The sequence below is a fragment of the Streptosporangium sp. H13245 genome (genome assembly GCF_055690525.1).
In genome coordinates, this window is record NZ_JBSZKT010000007.1 from 194566 (window position 1) to 221247 (window position 26682).

Sequence of the window (26682 nt, forward strand, 5' to 3'; positions counted from 1 at the left end):
CAAAGCCAAGGGAAGGTAAAGAGACCTTCACCGGATTATTTTTCGCCGGGTCGTCACAGGAGACACATCCCTTACCTGGTGAAACTCCCGACACCCATGGACGTCACGAAGCGGCGCCGCCGCCGGGCCGGAGCCCCGCGGCGACGGAACGCGCGAAGACCTACGGCAGCGCCGCGATCAGCTCGCTCGGGGGCTTGCGGACCCCCGTGTAGAAGGGGATCTCCTCGCGGGTGTGCCGCCGGGCCTCGGCGCCGCGCAGGACCCGCATCAGGTCGACGATGCGGTGCAGCTCGTCGGCCTCGAACGCCAGCATCCACTCGTAGTCGTTCAACGAGAAGCAGGCCACGGTGTTGGCCCGCACGTCGGGGTAGTCGCGGGCCATCCTGCCGTGCTCGGCGAGCATCCGGCGGCGGTCGGCGTCGTCCAGGAGATACCACTCCAGGGAGCGGACGAACGGGTAGACGCTCACGTACGCCCGAGGCTCCTCCTCGGCCAGGAAGGCCGGGATGTGTGACTTGTTGAACTCGGCCGGGCGGTGCAACGCCATCGCCGACCAGACCGGCTCGGCCAGCTGCCCCAGGCCGGTACGGCGGAAGCGCGAGTAGGTCTCCTGAAGGTCCTCGGCCGTCGGAGCGTGCCACCAGAACATGAAGTCGGCGTCGGCGCGGAAGCCCGCCACGTCGTACAGGCCGCGGGTGACCACGTCCTTGCGCCCCATCTGGGCCATGAGCTCCTCGACCTCGGCGGCCATGCCCTCGCGGTGACCCGGGCAGCGCTCCCTCATCCTGAAGACCGACCACATCGTGTAGCGGATCACCTGGTTCAGGTCGCGCGCCTTGGGCCGCGGGTTCCCGTCCGTCATCGTCACCCCTTTGTCAACGAATCGGTGCTGTCCTGCCATTCTCCCGTGGGATCCAGGTGGTCGAGAATCCGGGCCGCCGCGGTACGGGCGGTGGCGACACAGGCGGGAATGCCGAGACCGTCGTAGGCGGCACCGCACAGGGCCAGGCCGGGCTGCCCGGCCGCGGCGGACCGGATGCGGGCCACCCGGTCGAGGTGGCCCACCTCGTACTGCGGCAGGGAGCCTCCCCAGCGGGTCACCCGCGAGTCGCGGGGCAGCCCGCGCACGCCCATGACCTCGGCCATCTCGGCCATCGCCAGCGCGACCAGCTCCGCGTCGTCGCGCTGGAGCACGGTCTCCTCGCCGATCCTGCCGATCGAGCAGCGCAGCAGGACGAGGCCGGGGTCGCCCTCGGCCAGGTGCGGCCACTTGACCGAGCTGAACGTGACGGCCTTGATCGGCCGCCCGTCGACGGCCGGGACCAGGTAGCCGCTGCCGGTCGGCGGCCCGGGGAACGCCTCGCGCGGGTAGGCGAGGGTGACGATGGCCATGCTGGCGTACTCGATCCTGGCCAGCTCCGCGGCGGCCCCCGGCACCTCCCGGGCGAGCAGCCGGCTCGCCGCGGAGGCGGGCACCGCGACGATCACCGCGTCGGCCTCGACGGTCTCCGGCGCGGGGACGGGACCGGTGACCAGCAGCCAGCCGTCCTCGGTCCGCCGCAGCTCCCTGACCGTGACACCGGTCCTGATCTCGGCCCCCGAGGCGGCGGCGACGGCCTCGGGCAGGCTGCCCATCCCCCGCCGCAGGGTGGTGAAGACCGGCCCGGCGTCCTTGGGGGCGTCGGCGGTGATCTCCCTGGCCGCGCTGAGCAGCGACCCCCCGGACCTGGCCGCGATCGCGATCCTCGGCATGGTCGCGTCCAGCGAGAGCCGCTCGGCCCTGCCCGCGTAGACGCCGCCGAGCAGCGGCTCGACGAGCCGGTCGACCACCTCCCCGCCCATCCTGGCCCGGATGTACGCCGCCACCGACACGTCGGCGGTGACGCGCGTGGCCGGGAGGATGTGGTCCAGCGGCACCCTGGCGAGGCCCGCGGGGCTCAGGACCCCCGACCTGGCCAGCGCGAGGACGTCGGAGGGCACGCCCATGACGTGCCCTTCCGGCATGGGCCGCAGCGCGCCCCTGCTCAGGATGCCCGCCCGGGTGGTGCCGGGAAGCCTCAGCTCGTCACCCAGCCCGGCCAGCCTGGCCAGCTCCTTGCCCTCGGGCCGCCGGGCGAGCATCGCCTCGGCCCCCGCGTCCATCGCGACCCCCGCCACCTCCGTGGCGTGCAGCTTGCCGCCGACCCGCGACGCGCCGTCGAGGACGGTCACCCTGAGGTGCTCGCCGTACCGCCGCAGGTGCCACGCGGCGGCCAGCCCGGCGATCCCGCCGCCGACGACCACCACGTGCCTCCGCTTGCCTTCCATGACTCCCGACCGTATCGCCCCCTCCCCCCGCCCGCGTATCCCGCCGTACGCCCCCGGCACCCCGTGACCCGGCGGCGCGCAGAACGTGACGCCATCGTGACTGCCCCCCGCCGAACCGCTCCACCGCGCCCGGCGTCATGAGGTTCATGAGCAGATTCCGGTACGGTCCGCGCCTGACGGTCCCCCTGGTGGGCCTGGCGCTGTTGGTGTCCGCCTGCGGGGGCGGGGCCGTCGAGAGCACGTCCTACGGCGGCGCGGCACCCGCCTCGGAAGTACAGGCGCCCAGGCAGGCCGCGCCCGAGGCGGCCATGCGGGACGCCTCGGGCAACGCCGCCGCCGCCCCGGCCGAGCCCCGGAAGGCCGAATCCCAGAAGACCGCCCAGGTGAAAGTGGTCCCACAGGACCGGGCGATCATCTACACGGCGGAGATGACGGTCAGGGCCAAGGACGTCACCGCCGCCGCCGACAGGGCCCGGCAGATCGTCACCACCGCGGGCGGCTACCTGGCCATGGAGAGGTCGGACGCCCGCTCCGGCGGCGAGGGCTCCGCGACGCTGGTCTTCAAGATCCCTCCGGGTAACTATCCCGGCACGCTCGACCGCCTGGGCAAGGACCTGGGCACCCGCGAGTCGCTGCAGCAGAACACCGAGGACGTCACCGAGCAGGTGGCCGACGTGGAGAGCAGGCTGAAGTCGGCCAGGGCCGCGCTCGACTCGCTGCGCACACTGCTGAAGCGGGCCAACACCATCGGCGAGGTGCTGGAGGTTGAGCGGGAGGTCTCCAACCGCGAGAGCGAGCTGGAGTCCCTGCAGGCCAGGCAGAAGACCCTCGCCTCGCAGACGAGCGTGGCGACGCTGACGCTGAACCTGGTCGGCCCGGCGACCGTGATCCCGGAGGAGGACGACGAGCCGTCCGGCTTCCTCGGCGGGCTGGAGACGGGGTGGCGCGCCTTCGTCGCCGCCGTCAAGGTCGGCCTGACGCTCCTGGGCGTGCTGCTCCCCTGGCTGGTCCTGCTCGGCCTGGTCTGGCTCGCGGTGGCCTTCGTGCTCCGCCTGCGCCAAGGGTTCCGCGACCGCGGCAGGCCGCTCGCCGCCACACCCACGGCCCCCGAGCCGGACGACGATGACGATAACGACGACGGCGACGAGAAGCCCGTCCCGGTGAGCCCGGGAGGGAGCGGCGTCCCCGGGTGAACATCCGGGGACACGGGCGGTCAGCGGGCCGGGGTCTCAACGAGGGCGCCGTTCCCCCTAGTCCGGAAAGGGACGGCGTCCTGGGGGCGCGGGGTTCGTTCCCGCAGGCTCGGCGGGGACGGCGTCCGGAACACTCCGGGTCAGCGGGCCGGGGCCTCAGCGAGAGCGCCGTTCCCCCGGGTTCGGGAGGGACGGCGTCCCCGGAAACCCCGGGTCAGCGGGCCGACGTCTCGTGGACGAAGTCGGTGAGACGGGCCAGCTGGTCGGGGTCGGTGCCGGGCAGCACCCCGTGGCCCAGGTTGAACACGTGGCCCTCGGTCCCGGCCGCGCGGGCGAGGATCTCACCCGCGCGGCGCTCGACCACCTTCCACGGGGCGAGCAGGATCGCCGGATCCAGGTTGCCCTGCAGCGCCTTGCCCGGCCCGACCCGCGAGGCGGCCTCGTCGAGCGGGACCCGCCAGTCGACGCCCACGACGTCGGCCCCCGCCTGGCCGAGCAGCCCGAGCAGCTCGCCGGTGCCGACGCCGAAGTGGACGCGCGGGACCTCCAGGGCGGCCAGGCCCTCGAAGATCCGGCTGGTGTAGGGGAGGACGAACTCGCGGTAGTCGTCGGGGGACACCGCGCCGACCCAGGAGTCGAAGAGCTGGACGGCGGAGGCCCCGGCGGCGATCTGCACGCGCAGGAAGCCCAGGGTGATCTCGGTCAGCCGGTCCATGAGGGCGTGCCACAGCTCCGGCTCGCCGTACATCATGGCCTTGGTGTGGTCGTGGTTCTTGGAGGGGCCGCCCTCGATGAGGTAGGACGCCAGCGTGAACGGCGCCCCCGCGAAACCGATGAGGGGGGTCGCGCCCAGCTCCTTCGTCAGCGTCTGGACGGCCTCGGTGACGTAGGAGACGTCGTCCGGCTCGATCGGGCGCAGCACCCTGGCCGCCTCGGCGTCCCTGATCGGCGTGGCCACCACCGGCCCGACGCCGGGCTTGATGTCGAGGTCGACGCCGATCGCCTTGAGCGGGACGACGATGTCGCTGAAGAGGATCGCCGCGTCCACGCCGTAACGGCGGACCGGCTGCATCGTGATCTCCACGACGAGCTCGGGGGTGGCGCAGGCCGTGAGCATCGGCACCCCCTCGCGGAGCGCCCGGTATTCGGGCAGCGAGCGACCGGCCTGGCGCATGAACCACACCGGCGTGTGGGGGACGGGCCGGCGGCGGCAGGCGCGCAGGAAGGCGGAGTCGGCGAGCTCGGAAGTCACCCCACCAGGGTGCCATGTCGGGGGACCGGTCGCCCCACCAAGGCCCTCGGCCGATGAGATCGATACGAAATCACCGGCTATTCAATGAGATCGCACCTCACACCCCCCAGACACTTTCAAGTGATGACAATGATCGTGTCTTACCGGTTTTGAGAGCTTCGTCCACTGAAATCCGATGTTGGCACGCGGCAGGTGACATCGCGCGGAGCGAAGCGATCATGTTTCCGGGTACAGTTCCTCCCATCGGCGATCCTGGCCCGGCCCCCGGCTGGTCCAAATGTTCGCCAAGTCACCGCGCGGCATCGATTCCCGCACCACTTTGGGGACACGCCGAGCACGCTGCGCGGAAATGTCGGCGCGACGTGCCAACGTCGGACCACGACCCGACGAAAGGCCCGTGCGATGTCCACCATGTGGAGTTCACCCGAACGTCGCGGTGAGCACCGTGCCTCCTGCGCCCGCGGGCGGGTTCCCGAACGACGATCCCACCCCCGAGGTCACAGCCGGGACGAGCCCCCGGAACGCCCCGCGGCGGCACGGATCCGCGCCGGACGAGGTCGCGCCCTCCTCCTGGGAGTTCCCATCGGCGGGGTCACCCCCGCCCTCCGCAGGCCGCCGGCAGCGGCTTGATCGGTTCCAATGGCTCCTACACACACCCCAGTGGTCCCCATGCGATCAGTTTCGACCTACGCTTCCGATATGACCGTCGGTGACGCGCCGCCCGCTCCCGCCGCCTTCAGGCGCGCGGTGGCGAGCATGCGCCCCGCGGAGGTCAGGCCCGAGATCGAGCTGGAGGACATCCCGGCCCCGCAGCGCCTGGCCCCCTACTCGGCCGCGATCGGCGCGTCGGTGTACCGCGACGACGACGAACTCGCGGTCGGCCGCCTCATCGTGCTCTTCGACCCCGACGGCCAGCGCGGCTGGGACGGCCAGTTCCGGCTCGTCGCCTACGTGCGGGCCGACATGGAGCCGGAGATCACCGAAGACCCGCTGCTCGGCCCCGTCGCGTGGAGCTGGCTCACCGAGTCGCTCGACGCGCACGGCGCCGGTTACGCCGCCGCCGGAGGCACCGTCACCCGGGCGGTCTCCGAGGGCTTCGGCAACAAGGCCGACGACCCGGTGACCACCGAGCTGGAGCTGCGCGCGTCCTGGTCGCCGCTGCAGGAGGACCTCTCCGGCCACGTCGCCGCCTGGTGCGACCTGATGTGCCTCGCCGCGGGCATCCCACCCCTGCCACCCGACGTGGCGGCGCTGCCGCCGCGCCGTCGCGAAGATCCGGAGCCCTTCAGAACGTGACCGATGAGACGACCGTAGTCCCGCTGCTGGAACCTCGCGAGGGAATCCCACCCGTCGTCGAGGACCCCGCCGCTCTCGCGCGCGTGGTGCGCGCCTTCGCCGAGGGCACCGGCCCCGTCGCCGTCGACGCCGAGCGCGCCTCCGGCTACCGCTACAGCGGCCGCGCCTACCTGGTCCAGCTGCGCCGCGCCGGTGCGGGCAGCGCCCTGATCGATCCCATATGCTGCCCCGACCTGTCGGAGCTCGACGCGGCACTGGCCGGCGCGGAAGTGGTGCTGCACGCCGCCTCCCAGGACCTGCCCTGCCTGGCGGAGGTGGGCTTCCACCCGCGAGAGCTGTTCGACACCGAGCTGGCCGGCCGGCTGCTCGGCTACGAGCGGGTCGGGCTCGGCCTGATGGTGGAGAACGTCCTCGGGTTCAGGCTGGAGAAGGGCCACTCGGCCGCCGACTGGTCCACCCGCCCCCTGCCGGAAGACTGGCTGCGCTACGCCGCCCTCGACGTCGAGGTCCTGATCGAGCTCCGCGACATCCTGCACGAGGAGCTGGCCTCCAGCGGCAAGCTGGCGTGGGCGCGGGAGGAGTTCGCCGCCGTGCTCGCGCACAAGGCCCCCGCCCCGCGCTCCGACCCGTGGCGGCGCACCTCGGGAATCCACAAGGTCCGCTCACTGCGCGGGCTGGCCGTGGTACGCGAGCTGTGGACGCTTCGCGACGGGCTCGCCCGCGAGTCCGACGTCGCCCCCGGCCGGGTCCTGCCCGACTCCGCGATCGTCACGGCCGCCCTGGAGCTGCCCCGCACCACCAAGGCGCTCACCGACATCCCCCCGTTCACCGGCCGCAGCGCCCGGCGGCACCTGCGCGACTGGCTGGCCGCGATCGGCGCCGCCCGCTCGCTGCCCGACTCGGAGCTGCCGCAGCCCAGCACCCCCGGCGACGGGCCGCCACCGGCCAACCGGTGGATGGACCGCGACCCGGTGGCCGCCCGCCGGCTCGCCGCCGCCAGGGCCGTGGTCGCCGCGCTCGCCGACGAGCACCACATGCCCGCCGAGAACCTGATCCAGCCCGACGCGGTCCGCCGCCTGACCTGGGAGCCGCCCCCGGTCATCGACGACGAGACCGTGATCGCCCGGCTGCGCGAGCTGGGCGCCAGGGAGTGGCAGATCGGGCTGACCGCCCACCCGATCGCCAAGGCCCTGCTGCGTCTGGAGATCAAGGGCCAGGTGTGAGGCCCGCGCCCTTTACAAAGTAGATCATTGCCCGTTCCGCCCCCGAGGCCAGGCTGAGCCCGCTCAGACCTGGGTCCCCGGACGGCGGAACGTTCCAGTTCGTCTCGGTTCCGGCCCGCCTCAGTTTCGGCAGATCCCGGTTTCCGCGGACCTCAGCCCCCGCAGGCCCGCGGGGAAGGCCCGCGACAGGGGCCGCTCCGCCTCGTCGTCCTCGGCGCACTCCGGCCGTACGTAGGGAATGGCGCACCACACCGTCCGGCCCAGCCCTCGGCCGTGCTCGCGGGTCCCCCAGCGCCCGCCGGAGAGCCGGTCGACGATGAGCAGGCCGCGACCGCGCCTCGCCCCCGGAGGCCGGTCCCGCGGGATGTGCGGCGCGCGGGAGGTGGAGCCGGGATCGGAGACCTCGACGTGGACGGAGTCGGGGGTGGCGGTCAGGGTCAGGCCGATCAGGTCGCCCACCAGGCCGTGGTCGGCGTGCTCCACGGCGTTCGCCAGCAGCTCCGAGACCACCTGGACGACATCCGGCAGGAGGACGTGGTCCGGGCCGAGGGCCTCGCGCGTCTCGCGGCGCGCCTGCCCGACCGATTCGTAGGCGCTGTCCAGAAATATCTCCGTGAGCTTTCCCGTCTCCATGTCCGAAGCCCTCCACCTGGATTTCGCAAATCGCCGTCTTCACGTCCGCCCCCCGCGGGCCCCCAAAGAACGACTACCCTTCGTGTCCGGCTCGACACCCGGCGGGCGCGCGCTTCCGGGCGCTTTCCGCGTGGCCGTGAAAGGGCCCACGACATTCGCCCGTACCGGTCTCGATGTCGGCTTTTCTCGGGGAATGCAATTCGGTGTGGAGTTCGGCGGGCCCGCGATGCCGCCGAATGTCAGGAAAGCAATGCGATCACCCTCCGTACGGCGTCACGCCCCCGGAGAGTGAGCACCCGGCGCCACCGCTCCCGAGGGCCGGGTGATGAAGACGCGGGGTGACCGGTGGGGCCGTCACGTCGCGGGGGCCGACTCCCCCGACCCCCGCGCGATGAGCTCCACCGGCACCGTCACGCGCCGGACCGGGCGGCCGGGGTCGGCGATGCGGGCCAGGAGCATGTCGATCGCGGTGCCGCCGATCGTGGTGGCGTCCTGGGCGACCACGGTCAGGTCGGGACGCAGGCTGGTGGCGAGCTCGGAGTCGTCGAACCCGACGACCGCGACGCGCTCGGAGCCGCCCCGGAGGCAGCGCAGCACCTCGACGCTGGTGGTGGCGTTCCCCGTGACGACGGCGGTCGCCGGGGACGGTCCCGACAGGACCGCGTGGACCGCCGCGGCGATCCGGTCCGGCTCGATCCTGCCCGGGTGGACCATCCCCTCGGCGGGGGCGCCGTGCGCCGCCAGGCAGCCACGGAAGGCGGCGGCCCGCTCGTGGCCGGTGAAGATGCGCTCGTCGTCGCCGATGTAGGCGATGCGCTCGTGGCCGTGGCGGACGAGGTGCCCGAAGGCCAGCTCGATGCCCGCGACGTTGTCGGAGATCACGCAGTCGACGTCGAGGCCGTGCACCGGCCGGTCGACGGCGACGAGCGACAGGCCGGCGTCCAGTTCGGGGATCAGGTAGTCGTGCCCGCTCCCTATGGGTTCGAGGATGATCCCGTCGAAGCGGCGCCGGCACATCGACATCACGACGTCGCGCTCCAGCTGCTCGTCGTCCTCGGTCGAGGCGGCCAGCACCATGAGCTTGGCCGCCCGCGCCGCGCGCTCCAGGGCCTGGAGCACCGGGTTGACGTGCGAGAGCTGCCGGACGGCCGCCCCCAGGGTGCCGGTCACCCCCAGGCGCAGCTGGCGGGCCCGCTCGTCCGGCTGGTACTCCAGGCTCGCGATGGCCGCGTGGACCCTGGTGGCCAGGTCGGGCCCCACCGTGGGGTCCTGGTTGACGACGCGGGAGACGGTGCGCAGCGCCACCCCCGCCTCTCGCGCCACATCGACCATCGTCGGCCGGCGACCGCGGCGCTTGCCTTTCACAGTGACCTCCGTGCCATCAGTGCCATCAAGGTGCCATCGGTGCCCCCCGGGCCCCCGGCGAGCCTTCCACGAGTCCCACCGGCTCCCATCATCGGGAGGATCGGCCCGATCGGCCACCCTCGTGTTCATCCACCCGACGTGACTAACTCGTTGCGAAGTCACCTCTTGAAACCTGGCGGTAACACCCTACCCTTCGAGATAACGTTATCTCGCCTCCGCTTCATAGACTCGAAGCCGGAGCAAGGAGGGCTGCGCTTTGCGTAGATCAATAGCAGTTGGCCTGGTCACACTACTCACTGTGAGCGGGTGTGGCATGGGTGCCGAGGCGGAGAAGCCCGCCGCCGGTGGCGGAAACGTCACGCTGAGTTTCCTGGTGTTCGAGACGCCGAACCTCGACGCGGCGTTCTGGGACGCGGCGATCGCGCGGGCGTCCGCGAAGGTCCCCGGCGTGACCATCAAGAAGCTGGTGACGCCGAACGTCGACCGGACCGGCTACGCCAAGCAGCTGGACGCCTCGGGCAACCTCCCCGACATCCTCCAGTCGGTCAACCCGGCCGGGTTCGCGCAGGCGGGCAAGTTCGCGGCCTTCACCGCCGACGAGCTCAAGAACTTCGTCGCGCCGACCGCGGGCGCCGTCGCGGGCAAGATCTACCAGCTGCCGTACAACACCCAGGTCATCCCGGTGGTCTACTACAACAAGACCCAGTTCGCCGACGCGGGCATCACCGAGACGCCGACCACGTACCAGCAGTTGCTGGACGTCTCCGCCAAGCTCAAGGCCAAGAAGATCACCCCGTTCGTGGTCGGCGGCGGCGGCGCGGACACCTGGGCGGACATGTATCCGCTGACCGGCACCGTCGCCACGGACGTCTACAAGAAGACCCCCGACTGGCTGACGCGGCGGGCCGCGGGCTCGGTGAAGTTCGCCGACCCCACCTTCACCTCGGCCGCCCAGAAGATCGCCGACCTGGCGAAGCAGGGCTACATCGACCCCGCGGGCCTGAGCCGCTCGTACGCCGACACCGAGCAGGCCTTCCGCGACGGCAAGGGCGCCATGTACCCCATGGGCTCCTGGTTCGCGACCTCGGCCGACAACAAGAAGCCGGACTTCGAGATCGGCGCCTTCCCCTGGCCCTCCGACGACGGCTCCCTGGTCGTGCCGACCTTCACCGGCGGCGGCACCTCCGTCAGCGCCACCGCGGCCGACGTCGGCCTGGCCAAGAAGTGGGCACTCGCCTTCGACGAGGACCAGCAGAACAACGACGCGTTCGTCAAGGCCGACGGCTCGATCCCGGCGATCAAGGGCTACAAGCCCCCGGCGGACATGGGCCCGGTCTACAAGGCGACCGTCGAGATCTACGAGCGGGGCATGGCGGAGAACGCCATCGTCAACGCCTTCTCCCAGGAGACCGGCGACGGCTCGCTGCCCCCCGGCCTGGCCGACAAGACCGCCGTCGCGGTCCAGGACCTGATCACCGGCAAGAAGCCGACCTCGGAGTTCACGGCCTACCTGGACGACCAGTGGGCGAAGGCGACGCAGTAGCGCCATGACACACACGCGACACGGGGTGCGCGGCGGGGACCCTCCCGCGGCGCACCGCCCGCCCCTCCCCAGCGGCCCGCCCCCCGTACGCGGCCGTCCCCCGCGCGGCAGGCGGCGGGTGAGCGGCAGGATCACCACCTTCGCCCTGTTCGCCCTTCCCGGCCTGCTGGCGTACCTGCTGTTCGTCCTGGTGCCGATCGGCATGACGGCGTACTACAGCCTGACCAACCGCAACCCGTTCAACCCGCCGACCAAATGGGTGGGGCTGCGCAACTACACCGAGCTGCTGGGCGACGCCGAGTTCCTCAGGGCGCTGGCGAACACCGTCGTGGTGACCGTCATCGTGATGGTGCTGGCCAACGTCGGCGGCCTGCTGATCGCGCAGCTGCTCGACCGGCCCACCCGGCTCTACGTCGCGCTGCGCGGGGTGTTCTTCACCCCCGTGGTGCTGAGCTCGGTGGTGGTCAGCGTCATCTGGCAGGTCGTCCTCACCGACGACGGCCTGCTCAACTCCGCGCTGCGCGGCCTCGGCGTCGAGGACCCGCCCGGCTGGCTGTCCGACCCGGGCATCGCGCTCTACACGATCGCGTGGGTCATCACCTGGCAGATGCTCGGCTTCTGCGTGGTGGTCTACCTCGCCGGTCTGCAGGGCGTGCCGCGCGAGCTGCAGGAGGCGGCGGCGATCGACGGGTGCGGGCCGATGGCCCGGTTCCGCAACGTCACCTGGCCGATGCTCGCCCCGGCGCTCACCATCAACACGGTGATGCTGCTGATCACCGGGTTCAAGGCGTACGACCAGATCCAGGTCATCACCAACGGCGGACCCGGAACGGGGACGACGACCACCATGGCCTTCCAGGTGGTGCAGACCTCCTTCAACGGCAACCGCGTCGGCTACGGCTCGGCGATGGCCGCGGTGATGCTCGTGCTGGTCGCGTGCGTCTCGGTGCTCGTGCTCCGCGTGCTGCAACGACGTGAGGTGACCCAGTAGTGAACGACACCCGCGTCCCCTGGCTGCGCCCGGTGATCGCCCTGTTCGTCAGCGCGGTGTTCTTCATGCCGCTCTACCTGGTGCTGGTCAACGTCTTCAAGCACGGCGCCGACATCGTGCCCGACCCGGCGGGCCTGCCCTCGCCGCCGACCATGGAAAACATCGCCGCCGTCCTGTCGCGGACGGACAACCTGTTCGTGTACGGGCTGGTCAACAGCGTCGCGGTGACGGCGATCTCGATCACCATCCTCACGGTGCTGTCGGCGATGCTCGGCCACTACATCGCCCGGTCCCGGCACCTGCTGGCCAAGGTGGTGATGGTCACGCTGCTGTGCGGCCTGCTCATCCCCTCGCCGGTCATCCTCGCCCCGATCACCATGGTGCTGCGGACGCTGGGCCTGATGAGCACCGCGCCGGGACTGATCCTGGTCAACCTCGGCTACTACGTGCCGTTCGGGGTGCTGCTCTTCATGGGGTTCGTCAAGTCCGTCCCCCTGGAGCTGGAGGAGGCCGCCAGGCTCGACGGCGCGAGCACCTTCCGCACCTTCTGGCAGGTGGTCTTCCCGCTGCTGCGCCCGGCCTCCGCCAGTGTGCTGATCTTCCTCGGCGTGTGGATCTGGAACGACTTCCTCACCCCGCTGATCGTCCTGGGACCGGACAGCGGCACCACGGTCACGGTCGGCGTCTACCGGGCGATCGGCGAGCACCAGTCGGACTTCGGCTCGGTCTTCGCCTTCATGTTCCTCGCCACGCTGCCGATCCTCGTCTTCTACCTGGCCCTGCAGAGCAGTTTCGTCAAGGGTCTCACCGGCGGGGCGATCAAGGGCTGAGGGACCACTCCCCCGGCTCCGCGCCCGCTTCCCCCCTCCCCACCACGCAAAGGCTTTGAATGTTGACGATCGGCTCCGTGGAGTCCACCGAGCTCTTCACCGGCCCGGAAGACGATCCGTGCCAGATCCTGCGCGTCCACACGGCCGGGGCCGGCCCGTCCGGGCGGCTGGAGGTGACGGTCACGGGAGGGGCGCGCGGCACGCTGGTCTCTTCGGGGTCCGGGGCCTTGGAGGTGCCGGTGCGTACGGACGCGCCGGTCGGCGCGCGGGTGGAGGTCACCGTCGAGGTGACGGCGGGCGGTGAGCGGGCCGTGGCGTCCGGCACGCTGACCGTGGCCGAGCCCGGCTGGACCGTGCACATGGTGTCGCACTTCCACTACGACCCGGTGTGGTGGAACACCCAGGCCGGGTATACCAGCGAGTGGGACGCCCTGCCCGGCGCCCAGGCCGAGCGGATGAGCTTCCAGTTCACCGGCTTCCACCTGATCGACGCGCACCTGGAGCTGGCCAGGCGCGACCCCGACTACCGTTTCGTGCTCGCCGAGGTCGACTACCTCAAGCCGTACTGGGACACCTTCCCCGAGAACCGCGAGGTCGTCCGGCGCCTGATCGCCGAGGGCCGACTGGAGATCATGGGCGGCACCTACAACGAGCCGAACACGAACCTGACCGGCGCGGAGACCACGATCCGCAACGCCGTCTACGGCATGGGCTTCCAGCGCGACATCCTCGGCGGCGACCCCGCCACCGCCTGGCAGCTCGACGCGTTCGGGCACGACCCGCAGTTCCCCGGCCTGATGGCCGACGCCGGGCTGACGTCGAGCTCGTGGGCGCGCGGCCCCTTCCACCAGTGGGGGCCCAGCCTGACCATGGGCACGTACGACACCCCGCAGGCGGAGCCCGCGGGCATGCAGTTCCGCAGCGAGTTCGAGTGGATCTCGCCGAGCGGGCGGGGCCTGCTGACGAGTTACATGGCCGCCCACTACAGCGCCGGGTGGTCGATGGACTCCGCGGAGACCCTCCCGGACGCCGAGGAGTCGGTCTACCGGCTGTTCCTGCGGATGAAGACCGTCGCAGCCACGCGCAACGTCCTGCTGCCGGTCGGCACCGACTACAGCCCGCCGAACAAGTGGGTCACCGCGATCCACCGCGACTGGAACGCCCGCTACACCTGGCCCCGGTTCGTGAGCGCGCTGCCCCGCGACTTCTTCTCCGCGGTCACCGCGGAGCTGGCGGCCACCGGCAGGCGGCTGTCACCGCAGACGCGCGACATGAACCCGATCTATACCGGCAAGGACGTCTCCTACATCGACACCAAGCTCGCGCAGCGGGCCGCGGAGAACCTGCTGCTCGACGCGGAGAGGTTCGCGACGCTGGCCTGCCTGGCGGGGGACGCCGCCTATCCGGAGGCCGCGCTGGACAAGGCCTGGCGCCAGCTCGTCTACGGCGCGCACCACGACGCGATCACCGGGACCGAGTCCGACCAGGTCTACCTGGACCTGCTGGCCGGGTGGCGCGAGGCGTTCGACCTGTCGCGGACCGTCCACGACGCCGCGCTGCGGCACCTGTCGGCCCGCGTCGACACCCGGGGCGAGGGCCGCGCCGTCACGGTGTTCAACGCCCTGGCCTGGCCGCGTACCGACGTGGTCCGCGTCACCGTGCCCGCGCCGTTCCACGGCGTCGTGGACGACGCGGGCGAGGCCGTGCCCTCGGTCGTCGAGCACCTCGGGGACGGCGTCGCCGAGGTGGCGTTCGTCGCCGCCGGGGTGCCCTCGGTCGGCTACCGCACCTACCGGCTGGTCACCGGCCCCCTCGACGCCGACGTCCCCCGGGGGTGGCGGCCGGTCGACACGCTCACCATCGCCAACGAGTACCACCGGCTCACCGTCGACCCGGAGCGCGGCGGCGGCGTACGGAGCCTGGTCGACCTGGCCGCCGGACGCGAGCTGCTCACCCCGGGCGGGCTGGGCAACGAGATCGTGGTGTACGACGAGTACTCCGAGCACCCGACCTTCCGCGAGGGCCCCTGGCACCTGCTGCCCAACGGCACGTCCGTCGGCTCCGCCTCGGCCCCCGCGCACGCGGTCGTCGCCGAGGAGTCACCGGCCGGGTGGCGCGTCACGGTCACCGGGGCGGTCGGGCCGCTCACCTACACCCAGGTCGTCACGCTGTGGCACGGGATCGACCGGGTGGACTGCGTGACCCACATCGACACCTTCGACGGCGACGACAAGCTGGTGCGGCTGCGCTGGCCGTGCGCCGTCGCCGGGGCGCTCCCCGTCTCCGAGGTGGGACACGCGGTCGTCGGCCGCCCGTTCGCCCACCCCGACGTCGACGCGGCCCGGCACCCGTGGACCCTCGACAACCCGGCCTACCAGTGGTTCGGGCTGAGCTCGACGGCCAGGGTCGCGCTGCGCGACACCGGCGGGGTCTCCGCGGGGACGCGCGCCATCGGGATCGCCGAGATCGTGGTCCCCGAGGAGGACGACACCGCCGGGCTCGGGCGGGCCCTCGCCGTCGCCCTCGCGCAGTCGGGGGTGACCGCGACCTGCTCGTACGCGGGCGGGAACCGCTACGGCCTGCTGGCGTTCGACTCGAACCTGCCGGACGTCCGGATCTCCGTCGGCGGCCCGGAGGAGAACGCGTTCACCTCGGCCGTCCTGGAGGCCGCCGGTGACCGCTACCGCGCGGAGTACGACCGGCAGCTCGCGACCGGCGGCCGGGCGCTGCTGTGGATCCCGGCGGGCCGGGGCCCGGCCGAGCTGTTCGTGCCCGACGCCGACCTGCGGGCCCCCGCGGACCTGCCGGTACTCGTCATCGCGGCGCACGACGTCGAGGAGGCGCTGGCCGGGGTCGTCGCGGACCTGGCCGACTCCCAGATCGAGGTGACGCAGCCGCGCGAGCTGTCGGGAGAGGGCTTCCTCGACAACCACACCGTGGCCGTGCTGAACCGGGGCGTGCCCGGCTTCGCCGTCGACACCGAGGGGCGGATGCACCTGTCGCTCATGCGCTCGTGCACCGGCTGGCCCTCGGGGGTCTGGATCGACCCGCCGAGGCGTACGGCGCCCGACGGCAGCGGGTTCCAGCTCCAGCACTGGAGCCACTCCTTCGACTACGCGCTGGCCGGTGGCCGGGGCGACTGGCGCGACACGGGCCTGGTGGCCAGGGCGCACGACTTCAACCACCCGCTCCGGGCCGTCGTCGAGGACGCGCACCCCGGCTCCCTGCCCGCCTCCGCGTCGCTGCTGTCGGTCGAGCCCCCCGGCGCGGCCGTCCTCGCCGCGTTCAAAGCGGGCGGCAACCCGACCGCGCACGGCAGCGCGCGCGCCGCCGACCCGCGCCGGGGCGTCAGCGCGCGGCTGTACGAGCCGCACGGCCGCCACACCACCCTGCGCCTGAGGTCGCACGTCCCGTTCGTCCAGGCGGCCGTCGCCGACATGCTGGAGGTGGAGAGCAGCGCGGCCAAGACGCTGGACGGCGTCCTGCACGGGGAGCTGGGTCCCAGCGGCGTCACGACGTACGCCCTGCAGCCGCAGGTCCCGGATCCGTCCCCGGAGTCGCGGTGGCGAGGCGACGGACCGGGCTCCGCGCCGGTTTCCGCTTCGGTCTCCGAGAGCGTTTCCGGGGAGGTCTCCCCGGACGCCTCCATGCAGGCTTCCGCGGACCTGGGCGCGCCCGGCGGGGCGCTGGGGCCCTCGGCCGAGGCCGCGCAGCCGGTCTTCTCCCGCTACTGGCTGCACAACAGGGGGTCGGCGCCGCTGGGCTACCAGCCGATGAGCGTCAGCCTGCGGCCGTCCGGCGAGCCGGGGGCCGGGTCCCGGCTGCGCGTGACCCTCGCCTCCGACCTGGTCGACGCCGACGCGGAAGGCCACCTCAGGATCGTGACCCCGCCCGGCTGGGACGCCGACCCCGGCGACCGGCCGGTGCTGCTGGGGCCCGGCGGCTGGACCTCCTTCGAGGTGGACGTCACCCCCGCCCCGGACGCCGGTGAGGGGCCGCACGTGATCGCCGCGCAGCTCACCCACGGCGGCCAGGTCCACGAGGACGTCCTCTTCGTGGACGGGCGCGGCCGTCCGGCGCCGGGCGGGCAGGCCGGGCTGCTGGAGGTCGAGCTGACCGGGGAGGGACTGACCCTCGCGCCGGGGCGGAGCGGGCGGCTCACCGCCGTGCTGCGCAACCGCGCCGGTTTCGACATCAGGGGCGAGGTCCAGGTGATCAGCCCCTGGGGGACGTGGGACGCGGTGCGGACGGCGTCCCGTCCCCTCGCGGTCGCGGCGGGCGGCGGCACGGAACTCCACGTCGACGTGGCCGTGCCACCCGGCGCCAGGCCGGGGTCGTGGTGGGTGCTGCTCAAGTGCATGTGGTTCGGCAGGCTCTCGTACTCCCCGGCGGTGCCTCTGCTCGTACGGGAGGACGGATGACCGCCGCCCGCACCGGAGACGCCCCCGAGACCGGCCCGCACCTCCACGGGACGCCCCCGGCCGCCACCCGTGCCGGGGAGGCGGCGCACCACCACGAGGCGCCCGCGGTCGCCGCCTGGGTCGGGGGGACGCCCGTAACGGTGGCCAGGGTCGAGGAGCGCGTCCGGCTGCTGCGGGCGGGGCCGCGCGGGCCCCTGCTGCCCGCCGACGGCACGACCGAGGGCCGTCAGCTGCGCCGCTGGGCCGTCCAGCTGCTCGTCACCGAGCAGGTCGTCGCCGACGAGGCGGCGCGGCGCGGCCTGACGGCGGCCCGCGATCCTAGAAAGCCCCCGCTGGAGCTGGACGCCACCGCGCGCCTGGAGCTCGGAAGCGTGCTGGCCGCCGTCCTGGCGGCCGGTCCCCTCGCGCAGGCCCTCTACCGGGAGATGACCGCCGGTGTCACCGTCGGCGACGGCGAGGTGGCGGCCTACTACGCCGCCAACCAGGACAGGTACCGGGGCCGCCCCGCCCGCATGGTGACCCACCACTACGACGACCGCCCGGTCAACGGTGGCCGCCGTTACCTGGTGCGCCAGGGCGAGTTCGCCGAGGCGATCGACAGGGCGCTGTTCGCGGCGCCCGAGGACGCCGTGGTAGGCCCGATCGAGCGCCACACCTTCGTCACGGGCCCGCTCCGGGCGGGGACCGTCACGCTCCAGCGGGCCGCCCCGCGCATCAGGGCCGACCTGCTGGAGGCCGCGCGCCGCCGGAGCTTCGCGCTGTGGGCGGACGCGCGGTGCGCGAGGGCCGTCCTCCTGCCGGGGTTCGAGCACCCCGGCGACATCCGGCAGCCCGACCACACCCACCGCCACTGACCCCCGAGACCCCGTTCCCAGAACGACAGGAGCCGCCACAGCCCCGTACACACCTCCGCCGACCCGGAGGCGATGAACCCCGGGACCACCAGAGACACTCAGAAAGCCCCCGCACTCCCACGAAAGGGACACCCCCCGTGAGCGGAACAAGGCAACCCCGTATCAGGAACCTCCTCGCCACCGCGCTGGCCGCCGCGCTCGCGGCCACGCTCGTGACGGCCACCCCGGCCCAGGCCGCGACCCCCTCCCCCGCCCAGCAGTGGACCGAGGTCCAGCAGCTGCTCTCCGGCATCAAGGGCAGATGGACCAACCAGGCGTACACCGGCGCCGTGTCGAACACCATGCCGAGCACCGCGCTGCTCGGCAACGGCGACGTCGGCGTCACCTCCGCCGGAGGTGACGGTTTCAAGACCTTCCACATCACCAAGGGGAACTTCTGGGCGGGCAATCCCAACCCCTCCCTGGTCTCCCTCGGCTCGGTCTCCATCTCCCCCGAGGGCGGCACGGGCTCCTCGGGCAACCTCGCGCTGGGCGCCTCGGCGACGGCGTCGAGCTCCCACCCGAGCTTCCCGCCGAACCGGGCCGTCAACGGCGGCTGGGGCTCCGGGTACGAGGGCTGGGTCTCCGAGGTCGGCAAGCCCCAGACCATCACCCTCGACCTCGGCTCCGCCAAGACCTTCACCCGCTACGTCGTGAGGCACGACTCCGCCGCCCGGCCCGCCGAGACGGCCAACAACACCAGGAACTTCACCGTCTCGGTCAGTTCCAACAACAGCACCTGGTCCACCGTGGACACGGTGACCGGCAACACCGGCGGGGTGAGCGACCGGACGATCGCCTCGGTCAGCGCCCGCTACGTGCGGCTGAGCATCACCGAGCCGACCCAGGGCACGACGCCGGACTCCACCGCCAACCCCCGCGCGCGCATCGGCCAGATCGAGCTGTACGGGGCCGGAGGGCCCACCCAGCCGTCCGGGCCGTTCCTTGAGGAGCAGAACATCCTCAAGGGCGAGGTCGACACCTCGATGACCATCGGCGGCGTGCCGGTGGCCATGAAGACCTGGACCGGCGCCAACGACAACCTCGTGGTCACCCAGATCCAGTCGCTCGGCTCCGCCACGGTGCGGCTCAGGGCGCAGACCTCCGCCGGGTCGCCCGCCCCCAGGACGGGCTTCACCAACACGGCGGGCGTCTCGGGCAGTACGACGTGGGCGACGCGCCAGACCCCCTCGGGGTCGAGGTGGGTCTCCCGGGCCTCCCTCGCCACCCGGCTGATCGGCGCGAACCCGGTGGGAACCCCCACCTCCTCGGGCGCGGCGGCGACGACGGTCTTCGACCTGGCGCCCGGCCAGACCGTACGCGTCGTGACGGGCGTCTCCGGCGGCGGCCAGAACCCGGCGGACCCGGCACCGGCCGCCCGCGCGCTGGTGGACGGCCAGAGCGGCGGATCGCTCGACACGCTCTACACCGCGCACGTGGAGTGGTGGAAGCAGTACTGGCTCAAGTCGTACGTCGACCTCAACGACGACGTGCTGGAGAGGTTCTACTACGGGTCGCTCTACCTGATCGGCTCCTCCAGCCGCGCGGGCAAGACCGCCCCCGGCCTCTACGGCGTCTGGGCCACCACCGACTCGCCCCAGTTCAGCGGTGACATGCACCTGAACTACAACTGGATGGCCAACTTCTACGGCGTCTACTCCAGCAACAGGACCGACCTCGCCCTGCCGTACTACGACCTGGTGCAGGCCTACCTGCCCGAGGCGAGGCGGCGGGCGCAGCAGGACCTGAGGCGGGTCAAGCCCGACTACGTCGGCGCCCGCTTCCCCAGCGGGGGCGTGCCCGGCGGCGTGCTCTTCCCGGTGGGCATCGCGCCCTTCGGCGCGACCGCCGACGACAACTACCACCAGCAGGTGGTCAACTCGCTGTTCACCGTCTCGCAGTACATCGCCTACTACGACTACACCAGGGACCGGACCTTCCTGACCTCGAAGGCGTACCCCTTCATGAAGGAGGTCGCCACCTTCTTCCAGCACTACCTGGAGTACGACGCCGGGGCGCAGCGCTACAACCTCTACGGCGGGCCGCACGAGGGCACCTGGGGCCGCAACTCCAGCGCCGACCTCGGGCTGCTGCGCAACCTGCTGTCGACGCTGGTCGACGCGAGCGTGGAGCTCAACGTCGACGCGGGCGACCGGGCCACCTGGACGACCATCCTGCAGCGCCTGGCGCCGATCCCGACCACGACCCACAACGGCAAGCGGGTCTACGCGCTGGCCGACCCGGGCACGCTCAGCGACGGCCGGGCCATCCGGCCGGGCGACAACACCGTCAACCTGGAGTTCGTCCACCCCGGCGAGGCCCTCGGGATCAACTCCCCGGCGGCCGACCGGCAGACCGCGATCGACACGCTCGACGCGATGAACTCCTGGGGCCAGGACAACAGCTTCCCCAAAGTGTTCACCCAGGCCGCGCGGGTGGGCTACCCGGCCCAGAGCCTGATCGACAGGCTCAAGAACGAGATCAACAACAAGCTGGACCCCAACCTGCGCGTCCGGGACCCCAACCACGGGATCGAGAAGGGCGGGGCGATCGAGGCGGTCAACAACCTGATGCTGCAGAGCGACGGCGGCGTCATGCGGGTGTTCCCCGTCTGGCCGTCGAACAGGAACGCGAGCTTCGTCAAGCTGCGGGAGAAGGACGCCCTGGTCGTCTCCAGCGCGTTCTCCGGCGGGCGCGTGACCTACGTCGACATCACCAGCGAGGCGGGCCGCCAGGTGCGCCTGCAGCATCCCTGGCCCGGCCAGACGATCGTGGTCAACCGGGTCGGCGGCGGCACGGTGGCCCACACCGTCAGCGGCAACGTGATCACCTTCCCGACCCAGGCGGGCGCGACGTACACCATCGCGGCCCCGTGACCCCCGCCTTCCGGCACCGTACGGCCTGACCGGCGCGTGACGGGGGGTTCCGGGTCCCGCCCCCACCCCTGAGCCGGGCGCGGGCCCCGGACTCCCCGTTTTTATGCGAAACGACGAGCGTTCCGCCCCCTCACGGTGAGGGGGCGGAACGCTCGTCGTTCTCGCGGAGGGCCGGGACAGTCAGCAGCTCGCGAGCATGCCCTGCAGGGCGCTCTTCTCCGAGCTCTGCAGCGTCAGCTTCCAGTAGTACTTCACCTGGATCCACGCCCTGGCGTAGGTGCAGTCGAAGCTCGCCAGCGGGGGCTGCCACGTCGAGGGGTCCTGGTCGCCCTTGGTCTGGTTGACGTTGTCGGTCACCGCCCACAGCTCGGGCCCGCCCAGGTCGTTGGCGTAGGACTGGCGCTGCGCGCTGGTCCACGCGTAGGCGCCCGAGCGCCACGCCTCGGCGAGCGGCACCATGTGGTCGATGTCGACGTCGCTCGCGGCGGTCCAGGTGGCGCCGTCGAACGGGGAGTACCAGCGGCCGGAGGTGGCCGCGCAGCTGGAGTCGACGACCACTCCCGTACCGTCCCGCTTGAGCACCGTCTCCCGGGTGTTGCAGGAGCCGCTGATGGTGATCCAGTGGTTGAACAGGGAGCGGTTGTAGGAGGACTGGTTCGTCTCGGCGGCGACGGTGAGCGTCGCGAGCCTGCTGGCGGCGGTGGCCGCGGAGGGGATGTTGGGCGGGGTCGCCGACGCCGATCCCGTTGTCAGGGAGACGGTGAGGAGAATTGCCGTGAGGGTGGCGGAAATCCCGGTGACGACTCGTTTCACGAGTGGCCCCTTCTGTCGCTCCACCTCGGCCAGTCGGGGGGTCTGGGCACGGCGAGAGGAGGACAGAACGAAACGTCTCAACCCATGACAAATGCGGAAATGTCATGGTTTGACGACGAGTCAGGACACGCTTGGTCGGATACTGCCTTGATCCAGGATCTGGCTCGCTTGATCTGCGACGACATGACGCGGGGGCGTTCGCGGGCCGTCCCGGCCCCCGCGAACGCACCGTGAAGATCCCGTAAACACCGGAGTCCCCGGGCTCACCCGGCGGTCAGGGCCGCCTCGATGTCGTCCGCGCCCGCCAGCGGCCCGGCCAGCCGTTCCCGTTCGGCGGCCTCCAGGGGGATCGCGCGGACGCGGGCCAGCAGCTCGCCCGCCAGCTCGCGGTCGGAGAGCGTCAGGGCCGTCTCGGCGCGGTAGAGGAGCGCTTCGACGAGCTCCGCGTTCGGCGCGTCCGCCGCCCGCGCCAGCGCGCCGTCGAGGATCTTGGCGGCCTGCCGGTGGTCGCCGCGGGAGTCGCCCATGACGACGGCGTTCCGCAACGCCTCGGCGAGCATGCCCGCCGGGGGCTCCTCCCCGGACGGAGGATCCGCGTCCCCGGACGAGGGGTAGATCCGGATCCAGTTCCCTCCCGGGTCGACGATCGTGAACCCGGCGAGGTCGTCGGCGTTCTTCCGCTTCCTCGGCCTGGTCATCCGGGGGATCCCGGAGACGAGGAGCCTGCCGTACGCCGACCGCATGCCCTCGGCGAAGGCGCGGTAGAGGACCCCGGTGTCGGGGACGCTGACGACGCAGCTGCCGTAGGAGTCCTCCGGCCTGAAGCCGGGGATGCCGCAGAAGTGCAGGTGGATGTCCTCCCGCCGCAGGGCGACGTACGGGTTCGGGCGGACCTGCCGGTAGGTCCTGGTGAAGCCCAGCGCGACGTAGAACTCCTCGACCTCGTCGATCGACAGGCAGGGCAGTATCGGCACGGTCGTCTCGTTGGCCACCTGGCTCCTCCGGATGAGCAGTAGTCAAATTTTACTAGCTGAATCCGAGTGTAGCGGCGCCGGAAGGCCGACACCTATGGGATTGCCATGTCTCGCCCGGAAACGCGCCACGCGGGAGCACCCGGCACGGAAACACCGCGCGCCGGGACACCGTGACGGCCGCACACCCGTGACTCCCCGCCCGCCCGGCCGGGGGCGTCGGCGCGGCCCCCCTCGGGCTCAGGACGTGCGCGCGTCCCTCTCCAGGCGTTCGATCAGCCCGCGGGTCCACTCGGCGCCGCTGCCGGAGAAGTGTGTCCAGAGCCGCATGATCTCGGCGGTCGGCTCCCACTCCCGGGAGGCGGTGTCGTCGGGCGACCAGTGGCGGGCGACCTCCGCCCGCCAGCCGTCGAGGGCGGCCACCCGCTCCTTCAGCAGCGCGACCACCTCCTCCCTGGGCAGGCAGTTGAGGAAACCCACCCCGGCCGTCAGCTCGTCGATCTTCTGGTCGTGCCTGGCCAGGGCTGTACGCAGCATGCCCAGGAACTCCGTGTCACCCTCGTCGGTGAGCTCGTACTCCACCCGGGGCGGCCCGCCCGCGGCGCTCGGCGCCAGCTCGTGGGCGCGCAGCAGCCCCTGCTTGGCCATCTGCCGGAGCGCGTGGTAGATCGAGCCGGGCTTGGCCGTGGACCACTCGTGCGCGCCCCAGCTCTCCAGGTCGCCGCGCACCTGGTATCCGTGCGCCCGGCCACGCTCACGGACGGCCCCGAGCACCAGCAGCCGGATGGCCGACACCCTGCTCCCATCTTCGGACGATCGTGATCGGAGCCTACCGGCCCCGCGCTCCCGGGAGGGCGAGGACCTCCCCCTGCTCAACCTCCTTCCCCCCGACGCTTGCCGCAGGTGGGACGGCTGTCGTACGGTGGAAAGGAAAGCGCTTTCCTTGGAGGTCGGAGAAAGATGTCCCCGCAAAGCATCGGCGTTGTGATGAACGGTGTCACGGGCCGCATGGGCTACCGCCAGCACCTGGTCCGCTCTGTCCTGGCGATCAACGAGCAGGGCGGCGTGACACTGTCGGACGGTGGGAGGGTCCTGCTCAGGCCGGTGCTGGTGGGCCGCAGCGCCGAGAAGCTGCGCAGGCTCGCGGAGGAGCACGGCGTCGAGTCCTGGACCACCGACCTCGACGCCGCCCTCGCGGACGACGACAACCTCGTCTACTTCGACGCCCAGGTCACCCAGGCCCGCGTGAAGGCCGTGCTCGCGGCGATCGAGGCGGGCAAGCACGTCTACGCGGAGAAGCCGACCGCCGAGACGTACGAGGACGCGCTGGCGCTGGCCGAGGCCGCGACCGCGAGGGGCGTGAAGAACGGCGTCGTGCAGGACAAGCTCTTCCTGCCCGGCCTGCTCAAGCTGAGGCGCCTGATCGACGGCGGCTTCTTCGGCCGGATCCTGTCGGTGCGCGGCGAGTTCGGCTACTGGGTGTTCGAGGGCGACTGGCAGGAGGCCCAGCGCCCGTCGTGGAACTACCGCGCCGAGGACGGCGGCGGCATCGTCCTCGACATGTTCCCGCACTGGGCGTACGTCCTGGAGAACCTCTTCGGCCGGATCACCTCCGTCTACGCCCAGGCCGTCACCCACATCCCCGAGCGGGTGGACGAGCGGGGAGAGGGCTACCGGGCCACCGCCGACGACGCCGCCTACGGGGTGTTCGAGCTGGAGGGCGGGATCATCGCGCAGATCAACTCCTCCTGGAGCGTCAGGGTGAACCGCGACGAACTGGTGGAGTTCCAGGTGGACGGCACGCACGGCAGCGCCGTCGCGGGCCTGCGCGACTGCCGGATCCAGCACCGCGCCACCACTCCCAAGCCGGTCTGGAACCCCGACCTGCCCGCCACCGCCCGCTTCAGGGACGGCTGGCAGGAGGTGCCCGACAACACGGAGTTCGACAACGGCTTCAAGATCCAGTGGGAGCGGTTCGTCCGCCACGTGGTCGAGGACGCCCCCTTCCCCTACGACTTCGCCTCGGGCGCGCGCGGCGTCCGCCTCGCCGAGCTGGGCCTGCGCTCCTCCGCCGAGGGCCGCCGCCTGCCGGTGGAGCCCTGATGGCCGCGCCGAGGATCGCGCTGCCCGGCGGGGAGCACACCCTGCGCGAGCCGGTCACCTGGACCAGGCCCGCGGGCCCCGCCGCGAGCCGCGTCGTCTACGCCGCCGCCCACGTGGTCGCCGACCCGCTCGGCGACAACACCCCGGGCTCCCCCGCCGCCGTCGACTGGGACGCCACCCTGCGCTTCCGGCACCACCTGTGGTCGTACGGGCTGCGGGTCGCCGACGCCATGGACACCGCCCAGCGCAACATGGGGCTCGACTGGGCGGCCACCCGCGAGCTGATCCGGCGCAGCGCCACCGAGGCGAAGGCCTTCGGCGACCCGGCGGCGCTGGTGGCCTGCGGCGCGGGCACCGACCAGGCCCCGCACGCCCGGACCCTGGACGAGGTCGTGGCGGCCTACACCGAGCAGATCGAGACCGTACGGGACGCGGGCGCCGGGGTCATCGTGATGGCGAGCCGCCAGCTGGCCGCGATCGCGCGGGGCCCCGAGGACTACCACCGGGTCTACGGCGAGCTGCTCTCCCAGGCCGACCGGCCGGTGATCCTGCACTGGCTGGGCGAGATGTTCGACCCGAACCTGGCGGGCTACTGGGGTTCGCGGGACGTGCCCGAGGCTACCGCGTCGTTCCTGTCCCTGATCCGCGAGCACGCGGCGAAGGTGGACGGGGTGAAGGTCTCGCTGCTGGACGCCGGGCACGAGATCGGGTTGCGCGCGGCGCTGCCCGAGGGCGTGCGGCTCTACACCGGCGACGACTTCAACTACCCCTCGCTGATCAGGTCGGGCAGCCACGCGCTGCTGGGCATCTTCGACGCGATCGCCCCCGCCGCCGCGGCGGCCCTGGCGGCACTCGACGCGGGCGACCTCGGGCGGTACGACGAGATCATGGAGCCCACGGTCCCGCTCTCGCGGAAGATCTTCGAGGCGCCGACGTACAACTACAAGACGGGCATCGTCTTCCTGGCGTGGCTCAACGGCCACCAGGACGCCTTCAGCATGGTCAACGGCGCCCAGGCGGCCCGTTCCCTGCCCCACCTGGCCGAGGTGTTCCGGCTGGCCGACAGGGCCGGGCTGCTGGCCGACCCCGGGCTGGCGGTCTCCCGGATGCGCTCCCTGCTGGCGGTGAACGGCCTGTGACGAGCCGTCTCTCGCTGAACCAGTGGACCACGAAGCGGTGGTCGGTGGCCGAAGCCGTCGACGGGTGCGTGCGGCACGGCGTCGAGGCCATCGGCCTGTGGCGGCAGGACGTCGCCGCGCAGGGCCTGGAGGAGACCGTCAAGCTCGTCGCGGACGCCGGGCTGCGGGTGTCGTCGCTGTGCCGGGGCGGGTTCCTCACCTCCGGCGGGCCGGAGGCCCTGGACGACAACCGCAGGGCGATCGACGAGGCCGCCGCGCTGGGCGCCGCCTGCCTGGTCATGGTGGTCGGCGGCCTGCCCGGCGTGGTGCCCGGCGAGCCGCCGGGCACGATCTCCCGCGACCTGCCCGCCGCGCGGGAGCGGGTCGCCGAGGCGCTGGCCGTGCTGGCCCCGTACGCGGGCGAGCGCGGGGTGCGGCTCGCCCTCGAACCGCTGCACCCGATGTACTGCGCCGACCGGGCCGTGCTGTCCACGCTCGGCCAGGCGCTCGACCTGGCGGAGGCGCACCCCTCCGAGCAGGTGGGCGTCGTCGTCGACACCTTCCACGTGTGGTGGGACCCGCAGGTCCTGGGGCAGATCGCCAGGGCCTCGGGCCGGATCGCGAGCTACCAGGTGTGCGACTTCCTGTCGCCGCTCCCCTCCGACGTGCTGCTGGGCCGGGGGATCATGGGCGACGGCGTGATCGACTTCGCCCCGATGACCCGCGCGGTGGCCGAGGCGGGCTACACGGGGGACATCGAGGTGGAGATCTTCAACGCCGACGTGTGGGCCGCAGACCCCGACGGGATCCTGGCCAGGGTGAAGACCGCCTTCGCCGCGTTCGTCGCGGGATGA

20 protein-coding genes are annotated in these 26682 nt (G+C 72.1%); 12 read left to right on the forward strand and 8 right to left on the reverse strand.

The annotated features are described in order from the left end of the window. Positions 1-160: 160 nt before the first annotated feature. A complete protein-coding gene (hemQ, locus tag ACW9TB_RS15280; RefSeq protein ID WP_472748674.1) occupies positions 161-862 on the reverse strand; it encodes a hydrogen peroxide-dependent heme synthase in 702 nt (233 codons plus the stop codon). Between the two features lie 2 nt (positions 863-864). Further along, the gene (gene hemG / locus ACW9TB_RS15285; protein ID WP_472748675.1) at positions 865-2307 is read right to left on the reverse strand and encodes a protoporphyrinogen oxidase; all 1443 of its coding nucleotides are present in this window, start codon (positions 2305-2307) and stop codon (positions 865-867) included. Between the two features lie 146 nt (positions 2308-2453). On the opposite strand from hemG, the gene ACW9TB_RS15290 reads away from it, so the two are divergent. Then, a complete protein-coding gene (locus ACW9TB_RS15290; protein ID WP_472748676.1) occupies positions 2454-3500 on the forward strand; it encodes a DUF4349 domain-containing protein in 1047 nt (348 codons plus the stop codon). Between the two features lie 214 nt (positions 3501-3714). Here the strand turns inward: ACW9TB_RS15290 and hemE are convergent, their stop codons facing one another. Beyond that, complete coding sequence (hemE, locus tag ACW9TB_RS15295; RefSeq protein WP_472748677.1) at positions 3715-4752, reverse strand: uroporphyrinogen decarboxylase; 1038 nt, start codon at positions 4750-4752, stop codon at positions 3715-3717. 699 nt (positions 4753-5451) lie between these two features. Here hemE and ACW9TB_RS15300 point away from each other — a divergent pair. Further along, a complete protein-coding gene (locus tag ACW9TB_RS15300; protein ID WP_472748678.1) occupies positions 5452-6048 on the forward strand; it encodes a DUF3000 domain-containing protein in 597 nt (198 codons plus the stop codon). Next, the gene (locus ACW9TB_RS15305; RefSeq protein ID WP_472748679.1) at positions 6045-7271 is read left to right on the forward strand and encodes an HRDC domain-containing protein; all 1227 of its coding nucleotides are present in this window, start codon (positions 6045-6047) and stop codon (positions 7269-7271) included. The genes ACW9TB_RS15300 and ACW9TB_RS15305 overlap by 4 nt, the downstream gene beginning before the upstream one ends. A gap of 120 nt (positions 7272-7391) precedes the next feature. Here ACW9TB_RS15305 and ACW9TB_RS15310 read toward each other — a convergent pair whose 3' ends face one another. Then, on the reverse strand, positions 7392-7904 hold the full coding sequence (locus tag ACW9TB_RS15310; protein ID WP_472748680.1) for an ATP-binding protein: 513 nt from the start codon (positions 7902-7904) through the stop codon (positions 7392-7394). Between the two features lie 354 nt (positions 7905-8258). Further along, positions 8259-9227: a LacI family DNA-binding transcriptional regulator gene (locus ACW9TB_RS15315; protein ID WP_472748681.1), complete on the reverse strand. Its 969-nt coding sequence runs from the start codon at positions 9225-9227 to the stop codon at positions 8259-8261. A 340-nt stretch (positions 9228-9567) separates the two neighbouring features. Between ACW9TB_RS15315 and ACW9TB_RS15320 the strand changes: the two genes are divergently transcribed. The 6 genes from ACW9TB_RS15320 (at position 9568) to ACW9TB_RS15345 (ending at position 20823) form a co-directional block, all read left to right on the forward strand. Next, positions 9568-10812 (forward strand): ABC transporter substrate-binding protein, encoded by a 1245-nt coding sequence (locus tag ACW9TB_RS15320; protein WP_472748682.1) that lies wholly within the window; start codon positions 9568-9570, stop codon positions 10810-10812. A 4-nt stretch (positions 10813-10816) separates the two neighbouring features. Then, complete coding sequence (locus ACW9TB_RS15325; protein WP_472748683.1) at positions 10817-11803, forward strand: carbohydrate ABC transporter permease; 987 nt, start codon at positions 10817-10819, stop codon at positions 11801-11803. Next, complete coding sequence (locus ACW9TB_RS15330; RefSeq protein WP_472748684.1) at positions 11803-12633, forward strand: carbohydrate ABC transporter permease; 831 nt, start codon at positions 11803-11805, stop codon at positions 12631-12633. The genes ACW9TB_RS15325 and ACW9TB_RS15330 overlap by 1 nt, the downstream gene beginning before the upstream one ends. A 77-nt stretch (positions 12634-12710) precedes the next feature. Continuing rightward, complete coding sequence (locus ACW9TB_RS15335; protein ID WP_472748685.1) at positions 12711-17054, forward strand: glycoside hydrolase family 38 N-terminal domain-containing protein; 4344 nt, start codon at positions 12711-12713, stop codon at positions 17052-17054. Beyond that, positions 17051-17908, forward strand: coding sequence for a DUF7158 domain-containing protein (locus ACW9TB_RS15340; protein ID WP_472748686.1), 858 nt, complete (start codon positions 17051-17053; stop codon positions 17906-17908). Before ACW9TB_RS15335 ends, ACW9TB_RS15340 begins: the two co-directional genes overlap by 4 nt. A 137-nt stretch (positions 17909-18045) precedes the next feature. After that, positions 18046-20823: a glycosyl hydrolase family 95 catalytic domain-containing protein gene (locus ACW9TB_RS15345; protein ID WP_472748687.1), complete on the forward strand. Its 2778-nt coding sequence runs from the start codon at positions 18046-18048 to the stop codon at positions 20821-20823. 180 nt (positions 20824-21003) lie between these two features. On the opposite strand, the gene ACW9TB_RS15350 is transcribed toward ACW9TB_RS15345, so the two are convergent. The 3 genes from ACW9TB_RS15350 to ACW9TB_RS15360 all read right to left on the reverse strand — a co-directional run bounded on the left by ACW9TB_RS15350 (position 21004) and on the right by ACW9TB_RS15360 (position 23402). Beyond that, positions 21004-21636 carry an HNH endonuclease family protein gene (locus ACW9TB_RS15350; protein ID WP_472748688.1) on the reverse strand — a complete coding sequence of 211 codons (633 nt, stop codon included), beginning with the start codon at positions 21634-21636 and terminating at the stop codon, positions 21004-21006. A 263-nt stretch (positions 21637-21899) separates the two neighbouring features. Continuing rightward, a complete protein-coding gene (locus ACW9TB_RS15355) occupies positions 21900-22628 on the reverse strand; it encodes a VOC family protein (protein WP_472748689.1) in 729 nt (242 codons plus the stop codon). 219 nt (positions 22629-22847) lie between these two features. Next, complete coding sequence (locus ACW9TB_RS15360) at positions 22848-23402, reverse strand: PadR family transcriptional regulator (protein ID WP_472748690.1); 555 nt, start codon at positions 23400-23402, stop codon at positions 22848-22850. Positions 23403-23567: 165 nt separating this feature from the next. Here ACW9TB_RS15360 and ACW9TB_RS15365 point away from each other — a divergent pair, with 165 nt between their 5' ends. From ACW9TB_RS15365 to ACW9TB_RS15375, 3 genes are read left to right on the forward strand one after another with little or no spacing between them, the layout of a single operon-like run. Further along, the gene (locus ACW9TB_RS15365) at positions 23568-24710 is read left to right on the forward strand and encodes a Gfo/Idh/MocA family protein (protein ID WP_472748691.1); all 1143 of its coding nucleotides are present in this window, start codon (positions 23568-23570) and stop codon (positions 24708-24710) included. Next, positions 24710-25849, forward strand: a complete 1140-nt coding sequence (locus ACW9TB_RS15370; protein ID WP_472748692.1) for a dihydrodipicolinate synthase family protein — start codon at positions 24710-24712, stop codon at positions 25847-25849. The genes ACW9TB_RS15365 and ACW9TB_RS15370 overlap by 1 nt, the downstream gene beginning before the upstream one ends. Then, positions 25846-26682 carry a sugar phosphate isomerase/epimerase family protein gene (locus ACW9TB_RS15375; protein ID WP_472748693.1) on the forward strand — a complete coding sequence of 279 codons (837 nt, stop codon included), beginning with the start codon at positions 25846-25848 and terminating at the stop codon, positions 26680-26682. The genes ACW9TB_RS15370 and ACW9TB_RS15375 overlap by 4 nt, the downstream gene beginning before the upstream one ends.

Coding starts and splice junctions, on each gene's coding strand:
- hemQ (WP_472748674.1), bottom strand. CDS start 862: ATGACGGACGGGAACCCGCGGCCCAAGGCGCGCGACCTGAACCAGGTG.
- hemG (WP_472748675.1), bottom strand. CDS start 2,307: ATGGAAGGCAAGCGGAGGCACGTGGTGGTCGTCGGCGGCGGGATCGCC.
- ACW9TB_RS15290 (WP_472748676.1), top strand. CDS start 2,454: ATGAGCAGATTCCGGTACGGTCCGCGCCTGACGGTCCCCCTGGTGGGC.
- ACW9TB_RS15300 (WP_472748678.1), top strand. CDS start 5,452: ATGACCGTCGGTGACGCGCCGCCCGCTCCCGCCGCCTTCAGGCGCGCG.
- ACW9TB_RS15310 (WP_472748680.1), bottom strand. CDS start 7,904: ATGGAGACGGGAAAGCTCACGGAGATATTTCTGGACAGCGCCTACGAA.
- ACW9TB_RS15325 (WP_472748683.1), top strand. CDS start 10,817: ATGACACACACGCGACACGGGGTGCGCGGCGGGGACCCTCCCGCGGCG.
- ACW9TB_RS15340 (WP_472748686.1), top strand. CDS start 17,051: ATGACCGCCGCCCGCACCGGAGACGCCCCCGAGACCGGCCCGCACCTC.
- ACW9TB_RS15365 (WP_472748691.1), top strand. CDS start 23,568: ATGTCCCCGCAAAGCATCGGCGTTGTGATGAACGGTGTCACGGGCCGC.
- ACW9TB_RS15370 (WP_472748692.1), top strand. CDS start 24,710: ATGGCCGCGCCGAGGATCGCGCTGCCCGGCGGGGAGCACACCCTGCGC.